Here is a 26776-nt window from a genome sequence, read left to right as displayed (position 1 = left end):
TCTAACGTTAGCTCACCTTGTCGTTAGAAGGAGTGGTGATCGGCATGTCGCGGTTGCGAGTGCTGCACGGCCGCGGCGGCGTCGACCTGGAGGGCGCGCGCCGGGCCGTCGCCGACCTGCTGCTCGCGCTGGGCAAGGACCCGTCGTCCGAGCACCTGGCCGACACGCCGCGCCGGGTCGCGCACGCCTACGCCGAGCTGCTGACCCCGCGCGAGTTCACCCTGACCACCTTCCCCAACGAGGAGGGCTACGACGAGCTGGTCCTGGCCCGCGCGATCCCCGTGCAGTCGCTGTGCGAGCACCACCTGCTGCCGTTCCAGGGCGTCGCGCACGTCGGCTACCTGCCCGGCGAGCGCATCCTGGGGCTGTCCAAGCTGGCCCGGGTGGTGGAGTTGTTCGCCCGCGACCTCCAGGTGCAGGAACGCCTGACCAAGCAGGTCGCCGACTGGCTGCGGGACAACCTCGCGCCCCGGGGCGTCGGGGTCGTCGTCGAGGCCGAGCACCTGTGCATGTCGCTGCGGGGCGTGCGGGCTGCGGGCTCCCGAACCGTGACCTCCGCCCTGCACGGCGCGTTGCGCGACGACGCCCGGTCCCGCCAGGAGTTCTTCGCCCTGGCCGGAATCCGGGCGTAGTGCCTTCCGCACGTTTAGCGCCGCGACAGGTCAAGGTCCACTGCGGCGTGGGAACCTGCCAGGCGTGGGCGGTGTCGGAGTCGGTGTGGTGGAACAGCGGGTGCTCGCTACCGGGCGGCGGTTCGGCACCGTCCTGAGGGCGGTGGTGCTGATGGCCCTGGGGCTGGTGGCCGCCCTCGACGCGCCCTCGCTGCTGCCCGTGATCGCCCTGGTCATCGGGTGGAGCGTGGTGGCGTTCACCTGCGCGGACCGGTGGTGGGCGGTGCCGGCCGACGTGGCCGTGGTGTGCGCGTTGTGCCTGGGGCAGACGTCGCTGGTGCGGCCGGACGTGCTCGCCGAGAGCGCCAACTGGGTCGTCGCGGTCGCCTCGATCACGGCCGTGACCCTGCAGTGGCGGGTGGAACTGCTCGGCGGGGTGCTGCTGGTCGGGGCGATCGTGGTGTGCGAGATCGCCAGCGGCGGAGTCGCGATGGCACCCTTCGCGCTGTGGACGTTCGCCGAGGCCGGCATGTCCCGCGGGTTGATGTTCCTGCTGCTCAAAGGCGCCCGGTCGGCCGACCGGGTCGCCGCCGCCGCCGAGCGCGCGCACCGCGTGGCCCGGGTGGCGGCGGCGCGGCGGGCCGACGAGCGGGAGCACTGGGCCGTGCTGCACGACACCGCCGCCGCGACCCTGTTCGTCGCGGGCAGCGGCGCGGTGCGCGGGCGGGAACCGTGGCTGGCCGACCGGGCGGCGCGGGACATCGCGACCCTCACCGCGGGCGTGCCGGACGGTTCGCGCGACCTGGTCCCGCTGCTGTCCGACATCGCCGAGGCGAGTCCGCTGGACGTGGAGTTCCACGCGCCGTCGTCGGTGCCGCTCGACGCCTCCGCCGCCGAGGCGCTGTCCCGGGCCGCGGGCGAGGCGTTGGCCAACACCGCCCGCCACGCCGGCGTGGACCGGGCCGTGCTGCGGGTGGCGGTGGAGGGGCCGACCGTCGCGGTCGAGGTGGTCGACCACGGGCGCGGGTTCGACGCGGACTCGGTGTCGTTGCTGCGGCGCGGGGTTCGGCAGTCCATTGTGGACCGGATGCGGTCGGCGGGTGGCCGGGCCGTGGTGCGGTCGGGCGCGGGCGGGACCGTGGTGCGGTTGGAGTGGCCCGGTGCGTGAGCAGGTCCTCGAAGTCACGGTGGAGCGGCTGCTGCGGGGTGTGCGGTGGGCGATCGTGGTGATCACGGCCGTGTCGCTGGTCGGGTTCGCGCTGCCGGTGCTGGTGGTGGGCGGCGAGGCGTACCGGTCGCTCCCCCACCAGGTCGCGGCGTTCGCCCTGCTGGCGGTGGTGTTGGTGGTGGCGACGTGCACGCGGCCGACGGGTGTCGTGCGGTGGGTGCTGGTGGCGCTGGTCGTGCTGGCGTCGGGGTTGGCGGTGACCGGGGTGCACGACCGGTTCGTGGTGTCGGAGGAGGAGTGGTCCTTCGGCGTGGTCGGCTGGTTCGGCGTGCTCCTGCTGCTCGACCTGGGCACGCGCGTGACCTGTGGGTTCCTGGCGGCGCATGTCGTCGGGAGCTTCGCCTACACGGTGTGGGTGGGCCAGGACGCCGGTGACCTCGCGGTGGTGACCGTGCTGGTGCTGGGCTACCAGTTGCCGGTCGTGGCGGCGGCGGCCGTGGTGCACCGGGTGGCCGCCGACGCGGCCCGAGCCGCCCGGCGCGAGGCGGAGACCCGGACGGCCGAAGCGGTGGCCGAACGGCTGCACGCCGACCGCAGGGCCCGCTACAGCGCGCTGCTGCCGGCGGTCGTGCCGCTGCTGACCGACCTGACCGAGGGCCGCGCGGACCTCGCCGACGACCGGGTCCGCGCCCGGTACGCGGTGGAGGCGGCGCGGATGCGGCGGCTGTTCGCCGAGCAGGACGACGTGCCCGACCCGCTGGTGCACGAGCTGCGGGCGTGCGTGGACGTGGCGGAGCGGCGGGGTGTGGCGGTGCACCTGGACAGCCTGGGCGAGCACCCGACCCCGCCGGTCGCGGTGCGGCGGGAACTGGTGGACGCGGTGACCGGGCTGCTGGCGACCGCGCGGACCAGGGCCAGGGTGACGGTGTTGGGAACGGGGTCGGCGGTGACGGTCAGCGTGGTCGCCGACGGCACGCCGCCCGCGGACCGGGAGGGCGCGGTGGCGGTGTCGAGCGTGGTGGAGGGGGAACGGGTGTGGGTGGAGGCGACGTGGCCGGCGTAGTGGTGGTGGACGACCACCCCGCGATCGTGGCGGGCGTCCAGGCGTGGTGCGCGGCGGCGTCCCCGCCGGTGCGGGTGCTGGACGTGGGTCCGACGCCCGCGGTGGCGTGGACCGGTCCGGGCGCGGACGCCGACGTGGTCGTGCTGGACCTGCACCTGGGCGGCCAGGCCCCGGCGTACGCAGACCTGCGGCGGCTGGTGGACGCGGGGCGGCGGGTGGTCGTCTACACCATGCGCGACGACCGGGAGGCCGTCCTGACGTGCCTGGACCTGGGCGCGTTCGCGTACCTGACCAAGGCGGAGGGCCCGGACCACCTGATCGCGGCCATCCACGCCGCCGCCCGCGACCACCCGTGCACCACGCCCACCATGGCCAAGGCGATCAGCGCCGACGACCGCGCCGACCGGCCGCGGCTGACCCAGCGCGAGATCGACGTGCTGGTGTGCTGGTTCGCCTGCGAGTCCAAGGAGATGGTGGGGCGCAAGCTCGGGCTCTCGGTGCGGACGGTGACCAGCTACATCGACCGGGCCCGCATCCGCTACGCCAACGCCGGTCGGCCCGCGCCGACCAAGGCGGCCCTGGTGGCGCGGGCGGTGCAGGACGGGATCGTGGCGCTGGACGACCTGTGAGCGTTTGTGGGTCGTTCGACCGTCACGCTCGTCCGCGGGCGGGTCCTAGGTTGCTTCCCCGGTAGGCACAACCGAAGGGGGAAGCATGGGAACGGTGCTCGGACGACTGGCGTTGGCGCTGGCCACGGCCGCGACGGCGCTCACGCTGGGCGCGACCGGGTCGGCCTCGGCGTCGGCTCAGGACGTCTCGGCCGCGGCGCTGCCGACGTGCACGCACAAGTGGGACTACCAGCCGGCGACCTCGAACCGGTCCAAGCGGTGCGTCCTGGGGCAGGGCAACTACGGCAACGGCGTGCTGGCGCTGCAGCAGTCGCTGAAGTACTGCTACGGCAAGAACATCGCCGTGGACAAGGACTTCGGCCCCGCCACGCGGACGGCGCTGATCCAGGTCCAGCGGGCGGTGGGCGCCAACCCCGACGGCGTGTACGGCCCGGAGACCAACCGCAAGATGAAGTGGCTCGCGGCCACCGGCTGCCGCTACAACCCCTCCGGCGACTGACGTCCGGGGGGCCGCTGACCGGGCCCCGGTCCGCCCGAGGGGTGGCGGACCGGGCCCCTTGCCGGAAAACGAACGTTCGTGCTTAACTCACGTCGTGAGCAAGGGTGAGGCGACCAAGCAGGCCGTGCTGGAACGCGCCGCCGCCATCGCCAGCCGGATCGGGCTGGCCGGGTTGACCATCGGGTCCCTGGCCGACGACACCGGCATGTCCAAGAGCGGCCTGTTCGCCCACTTCCGCTCCAAGGAACTCCTCCAAGCCCAGGTCCTGGCCTTCGCCCGCCGGCTGTTCGTCGACCAGGTCGTGCGCCCCGCGCTGGCCGCGCCGCGCGGCGAGACCCGCGTGCGCACGCTGTTCGAGCACTGGCTGGCCAGCACCAAGGACCGCAGCTCGTCGTGCCTGTTCGTGTCGGCGTCCGCCGAGTACGACGACCAGCCCGGCCCGATCCGCGACCAACTGGTGCGCGACCACCTCGACTTCGCCGACTCGGTGGCGCAGATGTTCCGCACCGGGATCAGCGAGGGCGACTTCCGGCGGGACGCCGATCCCGACCAGTTCGCCCACGACGTCCACGGCGTGATGCTGGCGTTCTTCCACGCCAGCCGCCTGCTGGACGACCCGGCCGCCGAAGCGCGGACCCGGCACGCCTTCGAGAAACTGCTCGCCGACGCGCGAGCCTGAACCCAGGGGGACCCCGTCATGCCTTCGTCACGCCGCCAAAAAAGCACGACCGTTCGTGCTAGTTCCATCCGTGCCGCCTTCACCGTCCTGGAACACCTGGCCCCACCCCTGGGCGGCCGTCTGGCCCTGCGCATCTGGTGCACCCCAAGGCACGCCCGCCCGTCCTCACCCGCTCCCTCCGGCACCCGGCACGAGCTTTCCGTCGCCGGCAGCACGGTCATCGCCGAAACGTGGGGCACGGGCCCGCTCGTGTACCTGGTCCACGGCTGGGGCGGCCACCGCAACCAGTTGGCCCGCTTCGTGGAACCGTTGGTGGAGGCCGGCTACCAGGTCGTCTCCTACGACGCCCTGAGCCACGGCGAATCCGGCCCGGGCGCCCTGGGCCCGAAGCGAGCCACGCTCCCCGAGTTCTCCCAGGCCCTGACCGCCGTAGCGGCCCACTTCGGCCCGGCCCACGCCATCGTCGCCCACTCGATGGGCGCCAGCGCCACGGCCCTGGCGGTCCTGGACGGCCTGCCCACCACCCGACTCGCGTTCATCGCCCCGGTCGCCGACCCGCTCTCCCAAACCCGCCTCTTCGCCGACTACCTGGGCTTCGGCCCCCGCACCCACGCCGCCTTCCTGGCCCGCCTGGAACGGGTGGCCGGCCACCCCATCGAGTTCTTCAACATCCCACCCCGAGCCACCGACCAGGACCTGCCACCCCTGCTGGTCCTGCACGACACGCGGGACACCCAGGTCCCCCACCCCAACGGCGAAGCCATCGCCAAGGCGTGGCCCAACGCCGCCCTCACCACCACCACCGGCCTGGGCCACCACCGCATCCTGTCCACACCCGAAGTCCTGACCGAGGTCATCTCCTTCGTCACCGAGCCGGCCCCGGTCCAATGCTGAGATCGACCTGGCACCCGGGCCCGGCCACGGCCACCACGGCTCTCATAGCCATCACCGACTTCCACGCCCACCGCCGCCGCGACCTCCTGGCGATAGCCCAAGCCGGCCGAGGCCTAGCCGCGGCCTGGCCCACCCTGCCCGGCGCGATAGGCATGTGGCTCTGGGCGATGCCCCTGTCCGGCCGCAGCGGCTCGGTCTCGGTGTGGGAGTCCGAGGAAGCCCTGACCGCCTTCGTCCGCTGGCCCCCACACGTCCAGGTAGTCCGCCGCTTCCACCAGTCCGGCACCCTCCACACCCACCGCTGGTGGACACAGGCATTCACCCACCCCAAAGCATGGAAAGAAGCCGCCACCCACCTGAAGACCTAAAAGCCATTGCCCCCACTCCTTTCATCAGGCATGCTTCACCCACACCACGAACCAAGGAGCGGAAATGACGGTCACGACGACGCAGGAGACGCGCCGACGCGCCCTCCGCCGGCGTGCCGTCCAGCGCCACCAGCAGCGCAGTTCCGCGGTTCCCCCACCTCACTAGAGGTGCCACACACGGGAGCCGCCCTCCGGGAAACCGACCAGGGCGGCTTTTCTTTTCACGCTCTTTTTTTCGCGATCCACCACACCCCCATAGCTCAACGGACAGAGTGCGGCGCTACGAACGCCGAGATCCAGGTTCGATTCCTGGTGGGGGTACGCAATGCCCGTTGGTCCAGCCGGCACGGACACCGCGCTCTGAACGCGGAGACCGAGGTTCGAACCCTCGACGGGCAGCCAGGCCCCCGTGGTCCAACGGACACGACACCGCCCTCCGACGGCGGAGATGCAGGTTCGACTCCTGCCGAGGGCACGCGGCGAAGCCTCGTCGCTCACTCCCGGCCGAAGCCGGCCACCGGGCCTTCAACGCCGACGAAAAGAGAGTGCTGGACGAACTGGTCACGACGCTCGGCATCGCCGTCGCCCCACCAAATCGATGACCATCGTCGGCGACCCCGCCCAAACCGGCAACCCAGCCGGCACCTCCTCATGGGCCACACGCTGCGACCGCACACACCAACGGCCAACTGGCGATCATCGCCCGAAGCACCCACATCGCCCCCGGCCACCGCACTGTCCCTCGCCACCCCACCCGACCTGACCGGCAAGGTCGTCCTGCGCGCCCCCGTTCACGGGTGTGGTGCGAATCCGCCTGGATCGCCCTGGCAGATGAAGGCGCCCCAGTAGTGCGGGTGCGGTCGCTTCGCCCTCAGTTCCAGTTGTGCGTGCCGCAGGGCGGCGGCACGTCCTTCACCGGCCAGGACCCGCCGGTAGAAGCCGGTCATCAACGTCCGGGTCTCGGCGTCGGGAACCCGCCACAGGCTCATCACCACCGTGCGTGCGCCGGCCGAGGTGAATGCGCGGCGCAGGCCGAGCACGCCCTCGCCGAAGTGGTGGGTGCCCAGGCCGGTCTCGCAGGCGGAGAGGGTGACCAGTTCGGTGCCGGCCAGGTCCATCCCCGTCACGTCCTCCGCGGTGAGGATCCCGTCCTCCGCCTCGGTCGGCGCCACGCCGCCCGCCAGCCAGGTGTTGGCACCGGCCAGGGCGAGCCCGGAGCGCAGGAACGGGCTGTCGTCGGCGTTCGACAACCGGCCGAGCAGCGGTTCGGCGAGACCGGTCGGCACCGGACGGTTCGGCTCGGGGTCGGGCAGGAAGTAGCCGTGGGTGGCGATGTGCAGGACCGTCGGGCGCAGGCAGGACTTGACGGCCGATTCGGTGGCGGCGGAACCCATCAGCGGCTGGACACCCAGCAGCGCGGCGACCTCCCGGCCCTCCAGGTGGGTGCCCGGCAGCCGGCCGAAGCGCACCCCGGCCCGGCGCAGCTCGGAAGAAGTCCGGTCACCCGGATGGCCGGCCGTGCCGGGTGCCGACAGGTCGAAGTCCGGATCCGCGACGACCACCGGCGCCGTGCGCCGCACCGCGGGCGGGGTCGAGACACGCAGCAGGTCGCGGCCCGATCCGAGGTAGCTGATCTCGTAGTCGTCGATGAGGCGGCGGTCGGGCGAGACGGGCAGCACCTCCCAGGGCAGGCGGGACAAGTCGGCGTCCGGGCACAGGAACAGGCGGCGGGCATCGCCCAGCGCCGCGGCGAGCGGGTCGAACACCGCGGCCCGCAGGGCTGTGCCCGCGTCGAGTTCCCCGGTGTCCACGGCCGGTTCGAGCGGCGCGATCTCACGGGCGACACCCGGCCCGGTGACCTCGTCCCGGTAGCTTGCCACCAGCCGGTCGATCTCCTCGGCCGCGCCGAGGTCGACCAGCCGGAGACCCGCGTCCGGCCGCAGGACGAAGGCCCAGTACCACCGCTCCGCCGTGGGCGGGACCGGACCTGCCGCCGGTTTCGTGAACGAGGACAGCCCGAAGCACACGATCTCGACCAGCGCCGAGCCCGGCGGCAGCAGGGACCGCAGCGACGGCCCGTTCAGCTGCCGCAGGCGTTGTTCCAGGTTCGTCCCGGGAACGGTCCGCGACAGCTCGGCCTCCAGGCGTTCCTTCTCCTCGATCCACGCGGCGAGCATGGCCTGGTGCGCTTCCCGCCCTTCCGGCCCCGGGCCGCTCAGCGTCTTGCGGGCGATCTTCTCCCGCAAGGAGCGCACGTGCGCGGTCTTCGGCTCCAGGTGGGGATCGCGTACCCGGCGGATCCCGTCACGCAGCACCGCTTGCGCCTCACCCACGAGCCCTTTGCGGCGCAACACCAGGTCGAACGCCTGGGCGACCTCGTCATCGGGGGCGCCGAGGGCGGCCACCAGGCTCAGCAGGTTGGACAACGGCAGCGACAGGCGACCGAGCTGGTTGACCTGGAGCCGCTCCGAGGCGGTCGCGAACGAGTCGAAGAGCAGCCGCGAATGAGCTTCCTCGGCCTCGACGGTCAAGTCGAACGCTCCGCGCAGGTCACCCTCCACCGCGTGGACCTGGCCGAGGTTGATCAGCGTCGTGGCGCTGAACGGGTGCAGGGGCCCGACCAGTCGGTCGAGGATCGCGCGGGTCTCCACCAACATGCTCCGCGCCTCGTCGAGCCGCCCGCCACTCAGGTGCACGCCGGCGAGCGAGCCGATGGCGGCCGCGTAGGCGATGCTCTCGGTCAGTCCGGCGTCGCGGCGGATCTCCAGCGCGGACCGCAACGCGGCTTCCGCGTCGGCGAACCGCCGCTGGTCCAGGTACAGCGCGGCCAACGCCTCGCTCGCGGCGGCCAGGTCCGGGTGGCCGGCGGGCCGCACCTCCCGGAGGATCCGCCGAGCCGCCTCCAGGAAGCCCTCGGCTCGCTCCAACTCGCCGATCTCCCGGAACATGTTGCCGGCGTTGGTGAGGATCCGCGCGTAGACGGGATGCGCCGACCCGACCGACTCATCCATGGACCGCAACGCCTCGGTGCTGAGCGCGATCGCTCGGTGGACGTCGCCCATCTCGCGGTACACCGCGGCGAGGTTGCCCTGTACCTGGATGTAGTCCGCATCACCGGCACGGCCCGCGAGCCGGAGCTGTTCGAGCGCGTCGAGCAGCGCGGGCTCGGCCAGCTCGAACCGCGCGAGATCGGCGTGGATGTTGCCGAGGACGTTCAGCGCCGCGGCGACCACGGCCCGGTTGCGGTGTTCGTGTCCTTTCGCGACGGTCACCAGCTCACGCAGGAGGTGTTCCGCCCGGGCCAGGTCGCCTGTTCGATAGGCCGCCTGGCCGAGGTTGTAGCGGCTGTGCGTGCGCTCGGGGGAGTTCTCCTCCAGACCGGCCGCCAGCCGCCAACTCCGCTCCGCCACGCTGACGGCGCCGGTGAAGTCCCCGTGGTCGAGCAGGCCGTTCACCTTCGCGTTCAGCCCGGCCACTTCGGCCGCCAGGTCCCGGTCGGACGCGCGCGGGGCGGCCCGCAGGATCCGTGCGGCCATCCACGCCTCGAAACAGACCACGCCGGAGGACGCACAGACGCTCAAGTCGGCCAGCGCCTCGTCCCGGCGTCCTTCGGCGAAGCTCCGCTCCGCCGCGTAGTAGAGCAGTTGGCAGGTTTTCTCGTCATCGTCGGCGAGCTGCTCGACTTCGGCCCGCTGTGCGCGGCCGAGCGTCAGCGCGACGAGCGCCGTCTGCCACGGGTCGGCGATCAGCCCCAGGAGCACCTCCTGGAACTCCAGTGCACCGCCTGTGGTGCCCGCACTGCACATTAGGAAGATCTGAAGCGCCTCGTGCGTGGGTTCCTGCGCGTTGAGCAGGATGGCCAACCGGAGCGACTCGCCGTACGAGCCCTCGGCGAAGCGGTCGGCGAGGCGGGCCAGCTGCCGCTGGTAGGAAGGCGACCGCCAGTCGACGCCCCCGCCTACGGCCGTCGGGTCGTCGGCCTCCGCCGGCAGCTCCGAAGCGAAGATCTGGAACACCGGCGCCAAAGCGGGAATCGGGTGCAGCCGGTGCGGGCCGTGCTCCTGCGCCGGGTGGTTCTCCGGTCGTGCCCGGGCGACCAGGCGGTCCGCGGCCTCCTGCTGGCCGGTCGCCCGGTAGACCTCCAGAAGTGCGCTCAACGTGATCAACGTGTGGGGGTGGCGAGTGCCCAGCTTGCGCTCATTGATGTCGGCGGCGCGGCGCAGCAGCGGCTCGGCATCGGCGAAGCGGCCCTGTTCCTTGTAAAGCTGCCCGAGGTTGTTCAGGGCGGTCGCGTAGTTCGGGTGATCGTCGCCGTACAGCGCCCGCCGGTGATCGAGAGCTTCGCGGTGAAGCCGCTCGGCGCCGTCGAGATCACCTCTCCGCTCGTGCACGACCGCCAAGTTGCCCAGCGCCGTGGCGTAGAGCCCGTGGCTGTCGTCGGCGGGGTCGACCAGGTCCAGGACGCGGCGCAACAGCGGCTCGGCCTGGTCGAGATCGCCGCGCTCGGCCTCCATCTGGGCGAGGTTGTTCAGCGTGACGGCGGCTTCGCCCCGGCTCTCCGCCGACCCGCTCGACAACTCGGCCGCGGACAGGTAGAGCACCTTCGCCTCGTCGAGATCGCCAGTGGCCTTGTGCAGGTAGGCGACGGTGTTCAACACGTTCGCGAGATCAGCCTGGTCGGCGAAGTGCTCGCGGGCGAGGCGGACGGCGAGTGGCGCGAGCCGCAGCGCCTCCTGGACGCGACCGGCGCCGGCGAGCGCGATCACCAGGGTGTGCAGCCCGTGGGCGAAGTGCGCGTCGTCCTGCCCCCAGGTGCGGCGGGCGAAATCGCAGGCTTCCTCGGCGATCCGGATGGCTTCGTCGGGCTCGCCGCGCCGCCCCATGTCCTGCGCGCGCCGGTGGTAGACGTCGAACACCTGCTCGGCCGTGTTGTCATCGGCCGGCCGGTCCGCCAGGTCGGCCTCGGCGAGGCTCTTCTCCACGCAGTCGACGTCCCGCTCGACCGCTCCGCGCAGGAAGCGTCGCGCCTCGGCCCGCCGCCCGGTCGTGAGCAGCCTGGCCCCGGCGTAGAACAGCGCCTGGCAACGCCGCACCTCGTCGGTCGCGGACGGCCAGACCGAGTCCAGGGTGTCCTGTCCGAAAGTCAGCCGGACGAGTGCCTCCTCCCAGTCATCGGCGGCGGCCTCCAGCATCAGGCGCGGCAGCGCCGGCAAGTCGCCCGATTGCCCGAGGCGTTGCACGCAGATTGCGACGAGCTGGGAGAAGACGAAGCCCCGGGTCGGTCCGTGCACCGGCAGGTTGCGGAGCGCGGCGTGGTAGCAGGTGAGGTAGTCGCGGGCGGCGAAGGCCGCAACGCATTCGGACAGGCCAGAGTCGTCCGGTTCGTCCAAGTGTTGGCTCCGGCATGGTCGTGTTTCCCGGTTCCAGGAGCTAAGCAGTGCCCGATAGCCCGCGCAATGCATCCGGAGGGTGACGAAGGCCTATCGAGCGCCGCGCCTCTACCTCGCGACGCTCGGCGTGGTCCGGCGGGGTTCTGGTCATGGGCGGGGGCGGGTGCGGCGTGGGCGGTGTTGGAGCCGTTGTTGCCGGGCCGGTCGCCGGTGCCGGAGCGGTTGGGCTGGGTGGTGTCGGTGGGCTCCTGCCCGGTTCCGGGTCCATCGGCACGGCGCGGCCCCGCCCCAGACCATGCCGTCAAGTGATCACAGAGGGACCGGTGAAAGGCGGTCGAGACGGGTTCGCAGCTTTTGCGCGTCGAGGGTGCGCTGGTGCGCTTGGCACAGCTCGACCGCTTCGCGCCACGCGTCCCGCGCGCGGTCGTGCTCGCCCAGTGCCGCGTGGGCCTCGCCCAGCTTGTCCAGTGTGCGGGCGACCTGGAAGGGGTGGTCGAGCGCGCGGTACAGCTCCAACGCCGCCCGATAGTGCGTCACGGCCTGCTCGTGGTCGCCGTCGTGGTGGTGGCTGAAGCCCAGGCTGTCCAGCGCCGCGGCCTGGCCGACCTGGTTGCCGTGGCGGCGGTGCAGCTCCAGCGCCTTGGCGCAATGCCTTCGGGCTTCGGCGTGGTCGCCGACGCGGGCGGCGTACCAGCCGGCGTCGTTGAGCGCGAAGGCCTCCCACACCGGGTCGCCCAGCGCGCGGAACAGCGCCAGCGCCCGGGTGGCGTGGGTCAGCGCCCGCCGGTCGTCACCGCGTTCTTCCCACGCGCCCGCGAGGTCGTGGTGGGTCATGGCCACGGCGACGTCGTCGCCCAGGCGCTCGGCGAGGCGCAGGGCGTGGTCCAGGTGCCGCACGCCGTCGTCCACGCGGTGTGCGGCGACGCGGGCGTTGCCCAGGTAGCGGTGGACGCAGGCGCGCGCGTCGTCGGGCAGGTGGTCGGCCGCGGCCAGCGCCGCCTCCCACGCGGCGACCCGCAGCGGGACGTGGCCGCGCCGGTAGGCGTAGGTGTTCAGCGACCACGCCATGCGCCACACCGCGTCGTGCCACCCGTGCTCCAGGGCCGCGCGCTGGGTGGCCGGCAGGGTCGGGTGCTCCGCGTCGAACCACGCCAGCGCGGCCGGTGCGTCGACCAGCGGTTCCGGGTGCGGCGGGGTGGGGGCCGACGCCGCCGGTGACGGGCGGTGCGGGGCCAGCAGCCGGTCGGCGGCCAGGGCCGTGGCGAGCCGGAAGTCCACCAGACGCCGCAGGGCCACCTCGGGCGGGCTGTCGGGCCGGAGCGTCGCGGCGTACTGGCGCACGAGGTCGTGCAGGCCGTACCGGTCGCGGGCGTCGCGCGTCACCAGGGACGCCTCCACCAAGCCGCGCAACGCGGTCCGGGCGCGGGCCGGCGGCAAGGCGGCCAGGTTGGCGACGGCGGTCACGCTGATGTCCGCGCCCGGCGCGACGCCCAGCAGCGCGAACACCTCCCGCTCCTCGGCCGTCAGCGCCCGGCACGACCAGGACAGCACGGCGGGCAGGCTCACGGCCGCGTCGTGGTCCTCCAGCGCGTCCAGGCCGAGGTCGCGCAACTCCGCCGCGAACGCGGCCAGCGGCACGCGCGGGTTGGCCAGGGCTCGGGCGGCGAAAACGGCCAGCGCCAGCGGGAACCCGCCGCACAGCGTGATCAGCTCGGCCGCCGCGGCCGGTTCGGCCCCCACCCGGTCCGCGCCCAGGTAGCGGACCAGCAGCGCGCGGCCCTGCTCGTCGTCCAGGGGGCCGAGGGCGAGGTGGTGCCCTCCCCACCCGGTGACCAGCCCGGTCAGCACGCGGCGGCTGGTCACCAGGGCGGCGCACGGGCCGTCGCCGGGCAGCAGCGGCGCGACCTGGGCGGTGCTCGCGGCGTTGTCGAGCACGACCAGCACCCGCCGCTCGCCGAGCAGGCTGCGGTACAGACCCTCCTGCGCGGCGAGGTCGCCGGGCACGTCGTCCGCCGGGACGCCCAGTGCCCGCAGGAACCCGCGCAGCACGGTCGAGGGGTCGGCCGGCGGGCCGGCGGGGCCGAACCCGCGCAGGTCCGCGAACAGCCGGCCGTCGGGGAAGCGATCAGCGTCGCGGTGCGCCCAGTGCAGCGCGAGGGAGGTCTTGCCGATGCCGCCCGCGCCGGTCAGCACCGGGACGCCCCGGCCGTCCACGACCGCGGTGAGCGCCGCGAGTTCGGCGGTCCGGCCGGTGAACCGGCCCGGCGCGGGCGGGAGCTGCCGCAACGCCGGCGGGGTCGGCGGGGTCGGCGGGGTCGGGGCCGGCGTCGGCGGGGTCGGGGCCGGCGGGCGGACCGGGGCGGCGGAGCGGCGGGGGTTGGCGAAGCCCAGCTCGGCGTCCGTCTCGACACCCAGGACCGCGCGGAACGCCTCGCGGTAGCGGGCGTTGGGCCAACGGATCACACCGCGTTCGAGCTTGGCGACGTAGTGGGCGTCCAGCTCCACCCGCCGGCCGTGGTGCGCCCAGAGGCGGGCGTTGACCAACTCCGCGAGTTCCTGCCGGGACAGGCACTCCCCCGCGTGCTGCCCCGACCTCGTCGCCTCCCGAGCGGCGCGCAGCAGCGCGTTCTCCCCGGACACCGCGGACCTCCCCCTGTCGCGACGCCCCAGCCTCGGCACACCGCGATGCCTTGTCAACCGTCCAGACCGGCCGTCGGGGAGCTTTCGCGCGCCTGGCCTCCCCCGAACCCTCCCTGCCCGGCGGCGCGCCGCGGCGACAGGGTGTGGGCACGGCGCCGGACCGCCCGGTGGCCGGGAGGAGGACGCGAAGATGGGCAAGCACACGAAGGCCGCCCTGGTTCGGCTGGGGGTGTTGCTGGCGGCGGTGTTCACGGTGCTGGGGGTGGGCACGGCCGCCGCGCAGGCCGCGCCCCGAGTGGACACCGCCGCCGGCGACGTCACCGTAACGGCCGCGTGCAACTACGTGGTCATCGCGACGAAGACCTACATCCGCAGCGGCCCCGGCACGCAGTACTCGATCGTGCGCACCAAGTACAAGGGCGACCGCATGACCGGGCCCGCGCCGTGCGTGCCGACCAGCAACGGCTGGTGGCTGGTGTACCTGAGCACGGGCGGCATCGCCTACGCCTCCACGGCCGACGTCCGCTACACCGGCTGACCACAGGCCACACACCAAGGGGGGGACGGGGGCCACTCCGCCGGGGTGGCCCCTTCCGGGCAGCCGGCGTCGCTATCGGCGACCACCACACCGAGACCCGCCGCTTCCTGACGCACCTGGACCGCGAACACCGCGAAGGCCGAGCCGTGCCCACGGACTGGACCTGGACGGTCCCGCCGATGTCCGGCTCGGCCACCCCGGTGTTCCACCGCTACTACGCCCCCGTGCCAGCGACCTGCGCCCGGCCTTCGTCGCCCGCACACCCTCGTGATTACACGCCGGCGGGCGGGGACGGCCTGGAGCGACGAGAAGTGGCTCGATCGAACAGCGGGCCGCCGGGAGTTCCGCCCCGCCGCCGGACTCGTTCACGCCTCGATGGCTTCTTGCCAGGTGACGACAGCCGGACGCGAACCGCCGTTGGCGAGCAGGTCGATGACGGCGGCCCGGACTTCGGTCACCGGCACCTCGGCGTTGGGCGGGAAGTCGTGGGCGTTGCCGAAGTAGGCGAAGCGCACGCCCTGCGGGTTGCTGGTCGGTCCCTGGCTGTACCAGGTGCCTTCTTCTCCGCTGTAGCGGATGGCGCCGACGTTGTTCGCGGCGTTCAGGCCCACCGTCAGCTCGTGGTCGGGGAAGTCGCTGACGCTGTCCGGATCGATGGCGTAGACGGTGGCGGCCGTGTGGTCGGGGCCGGCGTGCGCCAACTCGTGGAGGAAGCGGTCAACGTCTTCTTCGGACCGTAGTTCGGTCACGGTCTGGTCGTTGTGGTAGGCGACTTCCAGGTGAAAGCCCACGGCTAGGTCGTTCCTCCTCGGTAGGTCTTCACGCCACCCGGCCAGTACACGGTAACGGTCTTGCCGGGGCGGAGGATGCGCGGCAACAGCCGGTCACAGCTGAACGGGCCGCGGGCGCACGGGTCGTTGTTGACCACCAACGTCACCGCCTGGTCGGGCAGGGCACGGACCTGGACCGCCACCTTGACCTCCACGTGGTCGGCCGTCATCAGGCTGCCGCGAGGTGGGGCGATGCCCAGCCGCCGCAGTTCCGCGGTGGCCTCTTTGCTGAGGTGGTCCTGGCCGCTGGTCAACGGGCCGCGCTCGTGGCCTCGCTCGTCCACCCAGAAACCTTGGGTCTTCTGGTTGCGCTCGTCGCGCTGGGGCAAGGCGCCCAGCAGCCGCTTCACCCGAACCGGTGGTTCGCCGCCCGATGGCCGCGCGCCCGTTGGGTCGTTGCCGGGCCGATTCGCCTGTGGCGTCCCGGTTCGGGTGCCGCTGTGCCCCTCCAACCGGTTGATGGCCGTCGTGGTGGACTGCGCGAACTCGTCCTGGCCGCTGCCGGCGGCAGCCTGCCCGATCAGAGCCTTGGCGTCCTCCGCCAGGTCGAGGGCCTCCGCCAGCGCCGCGAACGGCAACTGCTCGATGGCGGCCTTCAGGGCCGCGACGACGTTCCCGATGCTCGCCACCGTGCCCCCTCACCTCGTGGCCGCCCGGATCGTGGCACCTCGTGCCCCAGTGCGCAGTAGCCTTCGGCGGATGACCGACTTGGGCCAGTTCGGCGTAGCTCGCGACCGGGCGATGCTCAACAGGCAGGCCGCGACCTCTACCTGGGCAGCGACAGGGCAGCCCGCGGCCCCGGCCTCGCTGGCAGTCCCCGAGGACGTCACCCAATACGGTCCGCGGGCGCGACGAGCTGCTGGGCGAACTCGCCACCGTAGTGAGGCAAGGTGGGCAGGTCGTGGTGCTGCACGGCAACGGCGGCCGGCTACGGCAAGACCACCGTCGCGGCCGAGCTGCGGCAGCCGACGTTGTGCGCACCTCGTGGTCCGGCGAGGCCTCGGCCACCTCGCGTTGCCGTCGGAGGCGATGGCGCGGTCGCACCGCTTCGAACGATCCGCACGGTCAACGACTCGACGGAAATGACCCGTAAAGGGTGGGGGTCAAGTCGCGATACACTGGTGGCATGCGACGAGCGGACTTCGACGCCGTTCTCCTCGAATTCGAGTCGATCATCCACGACAACGGGTTTACCGGAAGCAAAGGCGTGTACCGCCTGCCCAACGGCGTGCAGTGCACGTTCATGCTCGACAAGTTCGGCTGGGACCCGGAACTCGGCTGGGGCTTCCTCCTCGACGTCCAGGACGTGACACGCAAGGACAAGTCCCGTCACGTGCCGGACGAGTTCCACATCCAGGTCGGCCCCCACGACCTCGTGCGGACTCTCGGCAGAGACGCCATTGTCGGTCTTTACGCCGACAACGACGTCATGGGGAACCGGGCAGCCGGAAGTTGGTTCCTGTTCGATCACGCCGAGCGACTCCGCAGCGTCCTGCGGCTCATGCTCCGGCCCGCGCTCACGCACGTGCGAACCTGGGCCGAATCAGTGCACGCCCCGACGTGGTCAGGTGGCGTTGTCCGGTGAGCGGTCGTGGTCGGTGTGCTGGGCGACCAGGGCCACGACGTCGGTCACGGCGTGGTCGCGGCGGAAGACTCGTCGCTGCCGGCTCGCACCGTTGCCGTTGGTGATCACCTCGTCCACGAGGGTCTTCACGGCCTGCAGGTCGCCCGTCGTGGTCAGCGCGGGTTCGACGTGGCGCAGCAGGCGGTGCAGCAGATCGACGGCCGGAACGGGCCGGATGGTGTCCAGGTCGACGCCCACGCCGTCCAGTCCGTCACGTGCGGCACGCCAGTACGCCATGCGCAGCGCGTCATCGCTCACACGAGGCGCTTCGACACCGTCCTGAATGGACTGCAACGACGTCATGACCAGCGCCCGCACCAAGGTGGCGAACAGCACTGCTTCATCCACAGTAGACTGCACGTCGCTCACCCGGACCTCCACGGTGGGCAGGTGCGAAGAAGGTCGGACGTCCCAGTAGACCATCTTCTCGTCGAGCACGCTGCCGGAGCCGACGGCCATGTCCACGGCGGACTCGTAGTGCGCGAGCGACTCGAAGTACGGCGGGGCGCCGGCGCACGGCCAGCGGCCGACGATCACCGACCGCCAACTGGCGTAGTCGGTGTCCACGCCGTGGTTGATCGGCGAGTTCGCGCTGAGCGCCAGCAGCACGGGAAGCCACGGCCGGACGTGGTTGCAGACCTGGACCGCGGTCTCCCGGTCCGGCACCTCGACGTGGACGTGGCACCCGCACACGACGTTCTCCGGCGCGAGCTGCCCGTACGCGTTGTTGATCCGGTGGTACCGCGGGTCGTCGGTGATCGGCGGTCCCGGCGCGTCGTCGGCCAGGGCGGTGCCGACGGCGAGCAGGTTGCCGCCACACCGGGACGCCGCCTCGGCGGCGGTGGAGCGCAGGAACGTCAGCTGCTCGCGCACCTCCGCCATGCTCCGACACACCGGCGTGTTGATCTCCACCTGCGCTCTGGTCAGCTCCAACTCCAGCGCACCGCCGAGCTCGCCGGCGACCTCCACGACGTGGGCGCTGATCGGGAGCAGGTGCCCGGTGGACAGGTCCGCCAGCAGGAACTCCTCTTCCACGCCGACGGTCGGCACACCGGGATCCGCAGACCACAGCACGGGGGAAAACGACGCCATCGCCTGCCTCACTCACACCTTTGATCATGGCCGGTCGGGAACGGGGATTACCCGCAGTCACCCTTTGCAAACCGACGGGTCGTTGAGACCACGAACGGATGGTCGATCCACACGATCGGCCACATCCCGAACGGCGTCAGGCGATCGGCCGGCCGCTGCACGGAGGTCCGGCTCGCCGAGAGCGTAGTGCCCCAGGTGCCCGAACGGCCGACCATAGGTAGTGTGGGAGCGCTCCCGGAGATTTGCTCCCCGCCGTCGTGGACTTTCCGAGAGGAGTTCCATGCGAAGCACCGTCCGCGGTCTCGTGCTGGCCGGGCTCATGGCCGCCGGCGCGATCGTCGCAGCCGGGCCTTCGGCCCAGGCCGACACGACCATCTGCGAGCAGTACGGGTCGACCACCATCCAGGGCCGTTACGTGGTCCAGAACAACCGGTGGGGCACCTCGGCGACCCAGTGCATCAACGTCACGTCGACCGGTTTCCGCATCACCCAGCAGCAGGGCTCCGCGCCGACCAACGGCGCACCGCTGTCGTACCCGTCGGTGTACCTCGGCTGCCACTACTCCAACTGCTCGCCCGGCTCCACCCTGCCGATGCAGGTCAGCCGGATCCGCAGCGCGTCGTCCTCGATCAACTACACCTACGTGGGCGGCACCTACAACGCCTCCTACGACATCTGGCTCGACCCGACGCCGAAGACCAACGGCGTCAACCAGATGGAGATCATGATCTGGTTCAACCGCCAGGGTTCGATCCAGCCGATCGGCAGCGCCGTCGGCAACACCACCATCGGTGGCCGCAACTGGCAGGTCTGGCGCGGCAGCAACGGCGCCAACAACGTGATCTCCTACGTCGCGCCGTCACCGATCACGTCGTGGTCGTTCAACGTGCTCGACTTCGTCAACGACGTCCGCAACCGCGGCGCCATCACCACCTCGTGGTACCTGACCAGCATCCAGGCCGGGTTCGAGCCGTGGAACGGCGGCGTGGGTCTGGCGGTCAACAACTTCTCGGCCTCGGTCAGCGGATAACCCGCACGCCCTCATCGCGCGAGCCGGTCCGGGCCGACACCCGGACCGGCTCCGCGTCGGTCATGCCGGCGCGTCGCCGTCGGCCGACGGCCGGGAAGCGACCCGCACCCCGGGCTCGCGCTCAACGGGTCCACCGCGGTCGTGGATCTGGGGAAATGACGCACGCGAACGGTCGGACCCGCCTGCGACCGGAGATCGACCACTGGGTGGTGTCCCGAGGGCTGAATCAGGCGAAGGTCAGGGGGAACCCTGATGGCAGGGTGCGCGGCTGCGGGCAGTCTGGAGTCGTCAAGGGGATCCGCAGTTCGAGGAGAGTCATGAGCGAGTCCAAGTCCGAGTCCGCCCGCGCCGCCGTCGACTCGGTGGTCGACGCCGTTCGCGGGCTGGTGAGCGAGAGCATCAACCGTCGCGTCGTCGTGCGTGACCGCAAGCAGGACGTGGTGCTGGAGGTGCCGGTGGCTCTCGGGTTGGTCGCGGCGCTGGCCGCTCCGGTGGCCACGACCGTCGGTGCCGGTGTCGCGCTGGTCGGCAAGTGCGGGATCAAGATCGAGGACCGCCGCCGGCTCGGTGGTCAGCCCGCGACGACGGTCGAGACCGACCAGGGGTGACGATCAGCCGCGGGTCGCCGCGGCGAGGTGGGGCCGGCCCTGGCCGGTGATCGGGCCGGTGATGTCGCCGGCCCGATCACCGGACCAGGCCGTGTGCCTACCCACGATGGTGTGACCCGGGTGGACCACCGGCGTCGGGGCCCTGAAGATCCTCACAGGGCCAGGTCGGTGTTGTGGAGGTGTGGGTGGTCGCCGGGCAGCGGGATCCAGGTGTGCTGAACACCCGGGTCCGGTGTCCCGCCGGGCCCGAACTCTGGCCGGTCGGGTCGTTGGCGCCGGGGGCGGAGCCGGTGCAGGCGGTGGCCGACGGGGTGGCCGACCCGGGTGCGGCGGAGGCGTTCGTGCGGCAGTACTTCCGCGAGTGCCTGCCCGGTGAAGCACCGCGGCGGCGCGTCCGGCAGGTGCTGGACGAGATCGCCGCGACCGGGACCTACACGCACACGCCCGAGGAGTTGGTGTTCGGCACGAAGGCCGCGTGGCGCAACGCACCGCGCTGCCTGGGCCGGCTGTACTGGCAGAGCCTGATCGTGCGCGACCTGCGGCACGTGGACGAGCCCGGTCAGGTCGCCGCCGAGTGCTTCGCCCACCTGCGCCAAGGGCACAACGGGGGCCGGATCCGGCCGATCGTGTCCGTGTTCGCCCCGGACCGGCCCGGACGCCCCGGCCCGCGCATCGTGTCCGACCAGCTCCTCCGCTACGCCGGTGCCCGCGCCGGCGACGGCTCCTGGGTGGGCGACCCGCGCAACGCCGAGTTGACCGAGCACGCCCGCCGCGCGGGGTGGCGCGCCCCGATCGGCCGGTTCACGCTGCTTCCCCTGATGGTGCAACGACATCCCGGCGAACCCGCGCGCTGGTTCCCGCACCCGCGCGACGCGGTGGTCGAGGTGCCGATCACCCACCCGGTGCACGACTGGTTCACCGCGCTCGACCTGCGCTGGTACACCGTGGCCGCGGTGTCGGACCTGGCATTGGAGATCGGCGGGATCTGCTACCCCAGCGCACCGCAGAACGGCTGGTACGTGGTCACCGAGGTCGGAGCGCGCAACCTCGGCGACACCCACCGCTACGACCTGCTGCCCACCATCGCCGAACGGCTCGGCCTGGACACCGGCCGTGAGGACACGCTGTGGCGCGACCGGGCGCTGGTCGAGCTGAACCAGGCCGTCCTGCACTCCTTCAGGGCCGCCGGCGTCACCATGGGCGACCACCACACCGAGACCCGCCGCTTCCTGGCGCACCTGGACCGCGAACACCGCGAAGGCCGGGCCGTGCCCACGGACTGGACCTGGACGGTCCCGCCGATGTCCGGCTCGGCCACCCCGGTGTTCCACCGCTACTACGACCCCGTCCCGGCCGACCTGCGCCCGGCCTTCGTCGCCCGCACACCCTGGTGACCACACGCCGGCGGGCGGGGACGGCCTACAGCGGCGAGTAGTGCGAGGCGTCGCCCACGCGCACGACGCTGGGCGAGCCGTCCACGCCCACCGGCACGTCGCCGGCCAGCGTGATGCGGTGCAGGCGGCGGGCCTGGTCGTCGTAGTCGGCGACCGCGTAGTGCTGGGTGGCCCGGTTGTCCCAGATCGCCACGTCGCCGTCCCGCCAGTGCCAGCGCACGGTGTTCTCCAGCCGGGTGACCCGCGCCTGGAGCAGCTGGAACAACGCCTGCGACTCGGTCGAGGTCAACCCCACCAGGCGCTTGACGAAGTGGCCCAGCAGCAGGGCGCGCTCGCCGGTCTCCGGGTGCACGCGCACCACCGGGTGCTCGGTCTCGTACAGGTCGGACTGGAATTCCCGCCGGTACTCCTCGGTCTTGACGTCCACGCCGCCGATGCGCAGCTCGTCGATGTTCGCCGCGTAGTCGTAGGCGTTGGTGTGCACGGCCCACAGGTTGTCCACCAACGCCTTCAGCGACGGCGGCAGCGTCTCGTACGCCGTCACGGTGTTGGCCCACGTCGTGTCGCCGCCGTAGGGCGGCAGGTGGACCGCGCGCAGGACGCTGATCGAGGGGACGCGGTCGACGAACGTGACGTCGGTGTGCCAGCTGTTCGCCTTGCCGTAGTCGGAGTCGATCGGCAGCACGTTGACGTTGTCCCGGCCGCGGACCGTGGGGTGCGCGAGGGTTGGGGTGCCGAGCAGTTCGCCGAACGCGAGCTGGCCCGCGTCGTCGAGGTGGTGCTGGTCGCGGAAGAAGATCACCTTGTGCCGGAGCAGGGCGGCGCGGACGGCGGCCACGGTGTCGGCGTCGAGGTCGCCGCCCAGCGCGACGCCGTCGACACGGGCGCCGATCGCCGATCCCAGCCGCACCACCGACACGTCGGTGGCCACGCGTTCTGCGGACGCAGTCATGTGAAGGATTCCCTTCGGGTTGGACGAGTGCCGGCGCGGGGCGTCGCGGCCGGGGCGGGTCCGACGCTACGAACGGCCCGCGCGGCGCAACAAGGTTCCGTGAAGCACTGAAAGTAAGTCGGGGCGCGCATTCCACATCCCGGACGTCGTTGACTTCCGAAGTGGACACACGGAGTCTTCGGCTGTGTCCCAGCGCTGTTGACCCGTGCCGCCACCCCTCCCCGGACTTCCTTGCCCGCTCGCACAAAAGCGGGTCCTCCCGCCATGCCCGCGAAAGGCCCTCCCGTGACCCAGTCCACCCGCACCGGTGTGCGCGCCGCCAACGCCGCCGCGGTCCTCGCCGTGATCCGGCGCGAGGGGCCGCTGTCGCGCGCCGCCATCGGCGAGCACACCGGCCTGAGCCTGCCCACGGTGAGCCGGCAGGTGGCGGCGCTGATCGACCTCGGCCTGCTGCGCGAGGCCCCGGGCCTGGTGCCCAGCGGCGCGATCGGCCGGCCGCGGACGCCGATCTCGTTGGACGACACGGTCTTCGCCGCGTGCGGCGTGCACATCGGCGTCAGCACCACCACCTACGGCCTGGCCGACCTGACCGGCGCGCTGCTGGGCGCGGACACCATCCCGACGCCGAGCGGCGGCGCCGAGGACGCCCTGGCCCACGTCGCGGGCAAGGTGCGCGCGTTCCTGCGCAAGTGGCCGCGCCGCACCGTGCTCGGCGTCGGGCTGGCCAGCGGCGGCCTGGTGGACGCCCACCGCGGCCTGCTCGACCACGATCGCCTGGGCTGGCACCGCGTCCCGGCCGCGGACCTGCTGCACCGCGCCACCGGCCTGCCGGTGCACCTGGACGGCCACGTGGCCGCGATGGCCAACGCCGAGCTGCTGTTCGGCTGGGGTCCGCGCGCCCCCAGCATGCTGTACTTCTACGCCCGCGAGGTCGTCGGCGTCGCGCTGGCCGTGGACGGCCGGCTGCACCGCGGACCGGGCGGCGGCGGCAGCATCGCCCACCTGCCGATCGGCGGCACCACCCGCTGCCCGTGCGGCGCGACGGGCTGCCTGGAGGCCACCGTCGCCGACCGGACCGTCGCCGAGGCCGCCGTGCGCGCGGGCGTGGCGCCCGAGGCGGACATCCGGCTGGTGCGGGCCGCCGCCACCGCGGGCGACGCGACCGCCGTGCGGCTGCTCACCGACCGGGCGACCGCGCTGGGCCGGGCCGTCGGGCTGCTGCGCGACGCGGTCAACCCCGACCGCGTGGTGCTCGGCGGCCAGGCCATCACCGACCCCGCCGAACGCCTGCCCGACCTGCTGCGGGCCTTCGCCGCCACCACCACCCTGCCGGGCACCGACATCGTGTCGGTGACCCGCCTGGGCTCCTCCCTGCAGGCCACGGCCGCGTGCACGGGCCTGCTCAACCGGCTCTTCGACCGCCCCCTCGACTTCCTCGACCAGGCCAGAAAGGCACCCACCCGATGAGAACAACCCTGACCGGACTCGCGCTGGCGACGCTGCTGCTCGCCACCACGGCGTGCGAGTCGGCCGTCGACGCCCAGTCCGCCGGCGGCGCCTCCGCCCAGCCGAAGGAGGGCGGTGTCGCGGAGGTCGGCGTCAACCTGGACCTGGTGCCCGCCAACGTGTTCACCAACAGCAACGCGGCCATCACCACCCTGGTCGGCCTGGTCTACGACCCGCTGGTGCGCTACGAACGCGGCTCGCTGGACCCCCGGCCCGCGCTGGCCACCGAGTGGCAGGCGGGCGACGGCGGCCGGTCGTTGACGCTGAAGCTGCGCCAGGACGTGAAGTTCCACTCCGGTCACCCGTTCACCGCCGAGGACGTCAAGTTCTCCCTGCAGTCCTACGCCGACCCGAAGTGGAACGGGCAGCTCGCCGGCACCGCCAAGGTGGTCACGGCGGTCGAGACGCCCGCGCCCGACCGGGTGGTGCTGCGCCTGGAGCACCCGGTGAGCAACCTGTTCGACCTGTTGCAGACCGTGCCGATCATCGACTCGCGGACCGCGGGCGAGATCGCCACCGGCAAGCGGTTCGTCGGCACGGGCGCGTTCGCGTTCCAGGAGTGGAAGCCCAACACCGAGCTGACCTTCCGCCGCAACGACGAGTACTGGGCGGGCAAGCCCCACCTGGACGGCGTGCACGTGCGGGTCATCCCCGACCCGCAGTCGCTGCTCGCGGCCGTCAAGTCCGGCCAGGTGCACCTCGCCCGCGGCGTCGGCTACCGGGACGCCGAGACCGCCGGGTCCACGCCGGGGCTGCGCACGATCGCGTTGGAGGGCGCGGAGCTCCAGGCCTACGTCGGCCTGAACGTGACCGCGCCGGGCCTGGACGACCCGAAGGTGCGCCAGGCCGTGGCGTACGCGTTGGACAAGGAACGGGTGATCAAGGAGGTGTTCCGGGACAAGGGCTACCCGACCTCGCTGCCGTGGCCGCGCACCAGCCCCGCCTACGACCAGCGCCTGGACGGCCGCTACCGCCGCGACGTCGCCAAGGCCAAGGCCCTGCTCGCCGAGCACGGCGCGCCGCTGCCGGAGATCCCGCTCGCCTACGTCGGCAACGACCAGGTCTTCACCGCCATCGCCCAGATCGTGCAGAACAACCTGGCCGAGGTGGGCATCACCGTGAAGCTGGAGCCGGTGGACTCGACGCAGTTCGTCAAGCAGCTGATCGGCGCGCAGTTCCCCGGCCTGTGGACCACCAACCACTCCTGGGCGCAGCTCTCCCCCGCGACGCTGACGGTCAGCGCGTACCCGTTCAACGCCCGCCGCAACGCCTCCCGGTACTCCTCGCCCGCCTACACCGCCGCCGCGGAGAACGCCTGGAAGACCGAGAACCCCGACGCCGGCGCCTACGCCGCGCTGTCCGAGCAGTTGCTGGAAGGCGCGTTCCTGGCCGAGATCGGTGTGGTGCACGAGCAGTGGGTGGTGCGCGACGGCCTCCAGGCGGTGGACTGGACCCGCCGGCGCGAGCTCGACCTGGCCAAGGCGTTCCTGACGTGACCCGCTACCTGCTGCGCCGGGCGCCGTCGGCGGTGGTCGTGCTGTTCCTGGCGTCGGTGCTGATCTTCCTGGTGATCCGGGCCATCCCCGGGGACGCCGCGGCCGTGCTCGCCGGCGCGGACGCCCCGCCCGAGACGGTGGCGGCGATCCGCGCGGACCTCGGGCTGGACCAGCCCGTGGTGGCGCAGTACCTCCGGTGGGTGGGCGGGCTGCTCGGCGGCGACCTCGGCCGGTCGTACCTGATCGGCGGGGACATCGCCGAGCTCGTCGCCGACGGGTTGGGCAACACGCTCACGTTGACGCTGGCCGCGCTGGTGTTCGCGGTGCTGGTCGCGCTGCTGCTGGGGCCGGTGTGGGCGGCGACCCGCCGGCCGTGGGTGGACCGGGCGCTGACCGCGTTCCACACCGCGTCCGTGGCGCTGCCGACGTTCGTGACCGGTGTGCTGCTGATCCTGGTGTTCGGCGTGGCGTTCCGGGTGCTGCCGACCGGGGGTGTGCCGCCGGGCGGGTTGTTCGCCCGGCTGGACTTCACCGCGCAGTACCTGGTGATGCCCGCGGTGTGCCTGGGCCTGCCGGTGGCCGGCGTGCTGACCGGGTTCCTGGCCGAGACGTTGCGCGGGGAGCTGCGGCAGGACTACGTGACCACGGTCCGCGCCGCGGGCGTGCGGGAGCGGGAGCTGGTGGTGCGCCACGCCCTGCGCGGCGCGCTGCCGGTGGCCGTGACGACGCTGGGCCTGCAGACCGGTGCGCTGCTGGGCGGCGCGGTGCTGGTGGAGTCGATCTTCTCGTGGCCGGGGCTGGGCATGCTGGTGGAGCAGGGCATCACGCGCCGGGACTACCCCGTGGTGCAGGTGCTGCTCATGTTGTCGGTGACGGTGTTCGTGCTCGTGCAGCTGTCCACCGACGTCGTGCACGCCTACCTGGACCCGCGCGTCCGGTTGGGGGCTGCGCGGTGACGGGCGTGTTGCGCCGGGGCAAGGGCCGGGCCGGCGCGGTGCTGATCGGCGTGGTCGTCCTCGCCGGGCTGGTCGGACCGCTGCTGACGCCCTGGGACCCGTACGAGCAGGTCCCCGGCGCGAACCTGCTCGGCCCGTCGCTCGCCCACCCGCTGGGCACCGACGACCTCAACCGGGACATCCTGTCGCGGCTGCTGCACGGCATCCGCGTCGACCTGCTGATCAGCCTCACCGCCGTGCCCGCCGGGGCGCTGATCGGGTGCCTCGTGGGGGCGCTGGCGGCGTTCAACAGCGTGCTGGACGTGGCCGTGCAGCGCCTGTTCGACGTCCTGCTGGCCTTCCCGCAGCTCATCCTCGCGATCGGGCTGGCCGCGGTGATCGGGCCGGGCACCGCGTCGGTCGTCATCGTCGTGGTGGCCGTGGAGGTGCCGATCTTCGGGCGGCTGCTGCGCGCGGCGGTCCTGCGGGTGCGGGAGTCGGCGTTCGTGACCGCCGCCGAGGTGGTGGGCGCGTCGCGCCGGCACGTGCTGCGGGTGCACGTGCTGCCCAACTCGCTGGCCCCGGTGGTGGTGCAGCTGGCCCTGTCCATGTCGGTGGCGGTGTTCATCGAAGGGGCCATGAGCGTGCTCGGGATCGGGGTGAGCCCGCCGCAGCCGTCGCTGGGCGGGGTGCTCACCACCTCCCTGCGCCACCTCGACGTCAACCCCGCGTTCGCCCTCGGCCCGCTGGCCGTGACCGCCGCGCTCGTGCTCGGCTTCCAACTCGTGGCCCAGGCCGCCAACGCCGCCCGCGCCTGAAAGGACCCACTC

Annotated in this window: 23 protein-coding genes, 3 tRNA genes and 1 pseudogene; 21 read left to right on the top strand and 6 right to left on the bottom strand. The window is 72.5% G+C overall.

The features are described 5' to 3' along the window. Positions 1–44 precede the first annotated feature (44 nt). From folE to AB0A74_RS18340, 11 genes are all read left to right on the top strand, one after another. A complete protein-coding gene (gene folE, locus AB0A74_RS18390; RefSeq protein WP_358250843.1) occupies positions 45–632 on the top strand; it encodes a GTP cyclohydrolase I FolE in 588 nt (195 codons plus the stop codon). Between the two features lie 64 nt (positions 633–696). After that, positions 697–1779, top strand: coding sequence for a hypothetical protein (locus AB0A74_RS18385; protein ID WP_358250841.1), 1083 nt, complete (start codon positions 697–699; stop codon positions 1777–1779). Continuing rightward, positions 1772–2842: a hypothetical protein gene (locus tag AB0A74_RS18380; RefSeq protein ID WP_358250839.1), complete on the top strand. Its 1071-nt coding sequence runs from the start codon at positions 1772–1774 to the stop codon at positions 2840–2842. Before AB0A74_RS18385 ends, AB0A74_RS18380 begins: the two co-directional genes overlap by 8 nt. Next, positions 2830–3471, top strand: a complete 642-nt coding sequence (locus AB0A74_RS18375) for a response regulator (protein ID WP_358250837.1) — start codon at positions 2830–2832, stop codon at positions 3469–3471. Before AB0A74_RS18380 ends, AB0A74_RS18375 begins: the two co-directional genes overlap by 13 nt. An 85-nt stretch (positions 3472–3556) precedes the next feature. Then, positions 3557–3970, top strand: coding sequence for a peptidoglycan-binding domain-containing protein (locus AB0A74_RS18370; protein WP_358250835.1), 414 nt, complete (start codon positions 3557–3559; stop codon positions 3968–3970). A gap of 94 nt (positions 3971–4064) precedes the next feature. After that, entirely contained in the window at positions 4065–4649 is a 585-nt protein-coding gene (locus tag AB0A74_RS18365; RefSeq protein WP_358250833.1) for a TetR/AcrR family transcriptional regulator, read from the top strand. An 18-nt stretch (positions 4650–4667) separates the two neighbouring features. Further along, positions 4668–5543, top strand: coding sequence for an alpha/beta fold hydrolase (locus AB0A74_RS18360; RefSeq protein WP_358250831.1), 876 nt, complete (start codon positions 4668–4670; stop codon positions 5541–5543). Beyond that, the gene (locus tag AB0A74_RS18355) at positions 5537–5911 is read left to right on the top strand and encodes a hypothetical protein (RefSeq protein WP_358250829.1); all 375 of its coding nucleotides are present in this window, start codon (positions 5537–5539) and stop codon (positions 5909–5911) included. The genes AB0A74_RS18360 and AB0A74_RS18355 overlap by 7 nt, the downstream gene beginning before the upstream one ends. A gap of 249 nt (positions 5912–6160) precedes the next feature. Then, positions 6161–6232 (top strand) — tRNA-Arg (locus AB0A74_RS18350). 5 nt (positions 6233–6237) lie between these two features. Continuing rightward, a tRNA-Gln gene (locus tag AB0A74_RS18345) sits at positions 6238–6313 on the top strand. Position 6314: 1 nt separating this feature from the next. Continuing rightward, positions 6315–6386: transfer RNA gene (locus AB0A74_RS18340), tRNA-Arg, on the top strand. 316 nt (positions 6387–6702) lie between these two features. Here the strand turns inward: AB0A74_RS18340 and AB0A74_RS18335 are convergent. Together AB0A74_RS18335 and AB0A74_RS18330 are read right to left on the bottom strand one after the other, a co-directional pair. Then, positions 6703–11301, bottom strand: a complete 4599-nt coding sequence (locus tag AB0A74_RS18335) for a CHAT domain-containing tetratricopeptide repeat protein (protein WP_358250827.1) — start codon at positions 11299–11301, stop codon at positions 6703–6705. A gap of 309 nt (positions 11302–11610) precedes the next feature. Further along, a complete protein-coding gene (locus AB0A74_RS18330; protein ID WP_358250825.1) occupies positions 11611–13941 on the bottom strand; it encodes a tetratricopeptide repeat protein in 2331 nt (776 codons plus the stop codon). 190 nt (positions 13942–14131) lie between these two features. Between AB0A74_RS18330 and AB0A74_RS18325 the strand changes: the two genes are divergently transcribed. Together AB0A74_RS18325 and AB0A74_RS18320 are read left to right on the top strand one after the other, a co-directional pair. Beyond that, on the top strand, positions 14132–14479 hold the full coding sequence (locus AB0A74_RS18325; RefSeq protein ID WP_358250823.1) for a hypothetical protein: 348 nt from the start codon (positions 14132–14134) through the stop codon (positions 14477–14479). 53 nt (positions 14480–14532) lie between these two features. Continuing rightward, positions 14533–14697, top strand: a pseudogene (locus AB0A74_RS18320) (nitric oxide synthase oxygenase); the annotation flags it as partial. A 147-nt stretch (positions 14698–14844) separates the two neighbouring features. On the opposite strand, the gene AB0A74_RS18315 reads toward AB0A74_RS18320, so the two are convergent. Both AB0A74_RS18315 and AB0A74_RS18310 read right to left on the bottom strand, forming a co-directional pair. Continuing rightward, positions 14845–15270: an Imm1 family immunity protein gene (locus tag AB0A74_RS18315; protein WP_358250821.1), complete on the bottom strand. Its 426-nt coding sequence runs from the start codon at positions 15268–15270 to the stop codon at positions 14845–14847. Positions 15271–15272: 2 nt separating this feature from the next. After that, on the bottom strand, positions 15273–15938 hold the full coding sequence (locus AB0A74_RS18310) for a DddA-like double-stranded DNA deaminase toxin (protein ID WP_358250819.1): 666 nt from the start codon (positions 15936–15938) through the stop codon (positions 15273–15275). A gap of 497 nt (positions 15939–16435) precedes the next feature. Between AB0A74_RS18310 and AB0A74_RS18305 the strand changes: the two genes are divergently transcribed. After that, entirely contained in the window at positions 16436–16894 is a 459-nt protein-coding gene (locus tag AB0A74_RS18305) for a hypothetical protein (RefSeq protein WP_358250817.1), read from the top strand. On the opposite strand, the gene AB0A74_RS18300 is transcribed toward AB0A74_RS18305, so the two are convergent. Further along, a complete protein-coding gene (locus tag AB0A74_RS18300; RefSeq protein ID WP_358250815.1) occupies positions 16874–18025 on the bottom strand; it encodes a glutamate--cysteine ligase in 1152 nt (383 codons plus the stop codon). The genes AB0A74_RS18305 and AB0A74_RS18300 overlap by 21 nt on opposite strands. Before the next feature lie 280 nt (positions 18026–18305). Here AB0A74_RS18300 and AB0A74_RS18295 point away from each other — a divergent pair, with 280 nt between their 5' ends. The 3 genes from AB0A74_RS18295 to AB0A74_RS18285 all read left to right on the top strand — a co-directional run bounded on the left by AB0A74_RS18295 (position 18306) and on the right by AB0A74_RS18285 (position 21057). Then, positions 18306–19055: a glycoside hydrolase gene (locus AB0A74_RS18295; protein ID WP_358250813.1), complete on the top strand. Its 750-nt coding sequence runs from the start codon at positions 18306–18308 to the stop codon at positions 19053–19055. A gap of 317 nt (positions 19056–19372) precedes the next feature. Beyond that, the gene (locus AB0A74_RS18290; RefSeq protein ID WP_358250811.1) at positions 19373–19663 is read left to right on the top strand and encodes a DUF4342 domain-containing protein; all 291 of its coding nucleotides are present in this window, start codon (positions 19373–19375) and stop codon (positions 19661–19663) included. 212 nt (positions 19664–19875) lie between these two features. After that, a complete protein-coding gene (locus tag AB0A74_RS18285) occupies positions 19876–21057 on the top strand; it encodes a nitric oxide synthase oxygenase (RefSeq protein ID WP_358250809.1) in 1182 nt (393 codons plus the stop codon). A gap of 25 nt (positions 21058–21082) precedes the next feature. On the opposite strand, the gene AB0A74_RS18280 is transcribed toward AB0A74_RS18285, so the two are convergent. Then, positions 21083–22009, bottom strand: coding sequence for a TauD/TfdA family dioxygenase (locus tag AB0A74_RS18280; protein ID WP_358250807.1), 927 nt, complete (start codon positions 22007–22009; stop codon positions 21083–21085). Between the two features lie 285 nt (positions 22010–22294). Here AB0A74_RS18280 and AB0A74_RS18275 point away from each other — a divergent pair, with 285 nt between their 5' ends. The 4 genes from AB0A74_RS18275 to AB0A74_RS18260 are packed head-to-tail and all read left to right on the top strand — an operon-like array spanning position 22295 to position 26764. Then, positions 22295–23476, top strand: a complete 1182-nt coding sequence (locus tag AB0A74_RS18275) for an ROK family transcriptional regulator (RefSeq protein ID WP_358250805.1) — start codon at positions 22295–22297, stop codon at positions 23474–23476. Then, on the top strand, positions 23473–25011 hold the full coding sequence (locus tag AB0A74_RS18270; RefSeq protein WP_358250803.1) for an ABC transporter substrate-binding protein: 1539 nt from the start codon (positions 23473–23475) through the stop codon (positions 25009–25011). The genes AB0A74_RS18275 and AB0A74_RS18270 overlap by 4 nt, the downstream gene beginning before the upstream one ends. Next, a complete protein-coding gene (locus AB0A74_RS18265; RefSeq protein WP_358250801.1) occupies positions 25008–25967 on the top strand; it encodes an ABC transporter permease in 960 nt (319 codons plus the stop codon). Before AB0A74_RS18270 ends, AB0A74_RS18265 begins: the two co-directional genes overlap by 4 nt. Next, the gene (locus AB0A74_RS18260) at positions 25964–26764 is read left to right on the top strand and encodes an ABC transporter permease (protein WP_358250799.1); all 801 of its coding nucleotides are present in this window, start codon (positions 25964–25966) and stop codon (positions 26762–26764) included. Before AB0A74_RS18265 ends, AB0A74_RS18260 begins: the two co-directional genes overlap by 4 nt. Positions 26765–26776: the final 12 nt, after the last annotated feature.

It is taken from the genome of Saccharothrix sp. NPDC042600 (genome assembly GCF_040647305.1).
GTDB lineage: Bacteria > Actinomycetota > Actinomycetes > Mycobacteriales > Pseudonocardiaceae > Actinosynnema > Actinosynnema mutabilis.
This window is presented reverse-complemented; position numbering and strand designations above follow the sequence as displayed.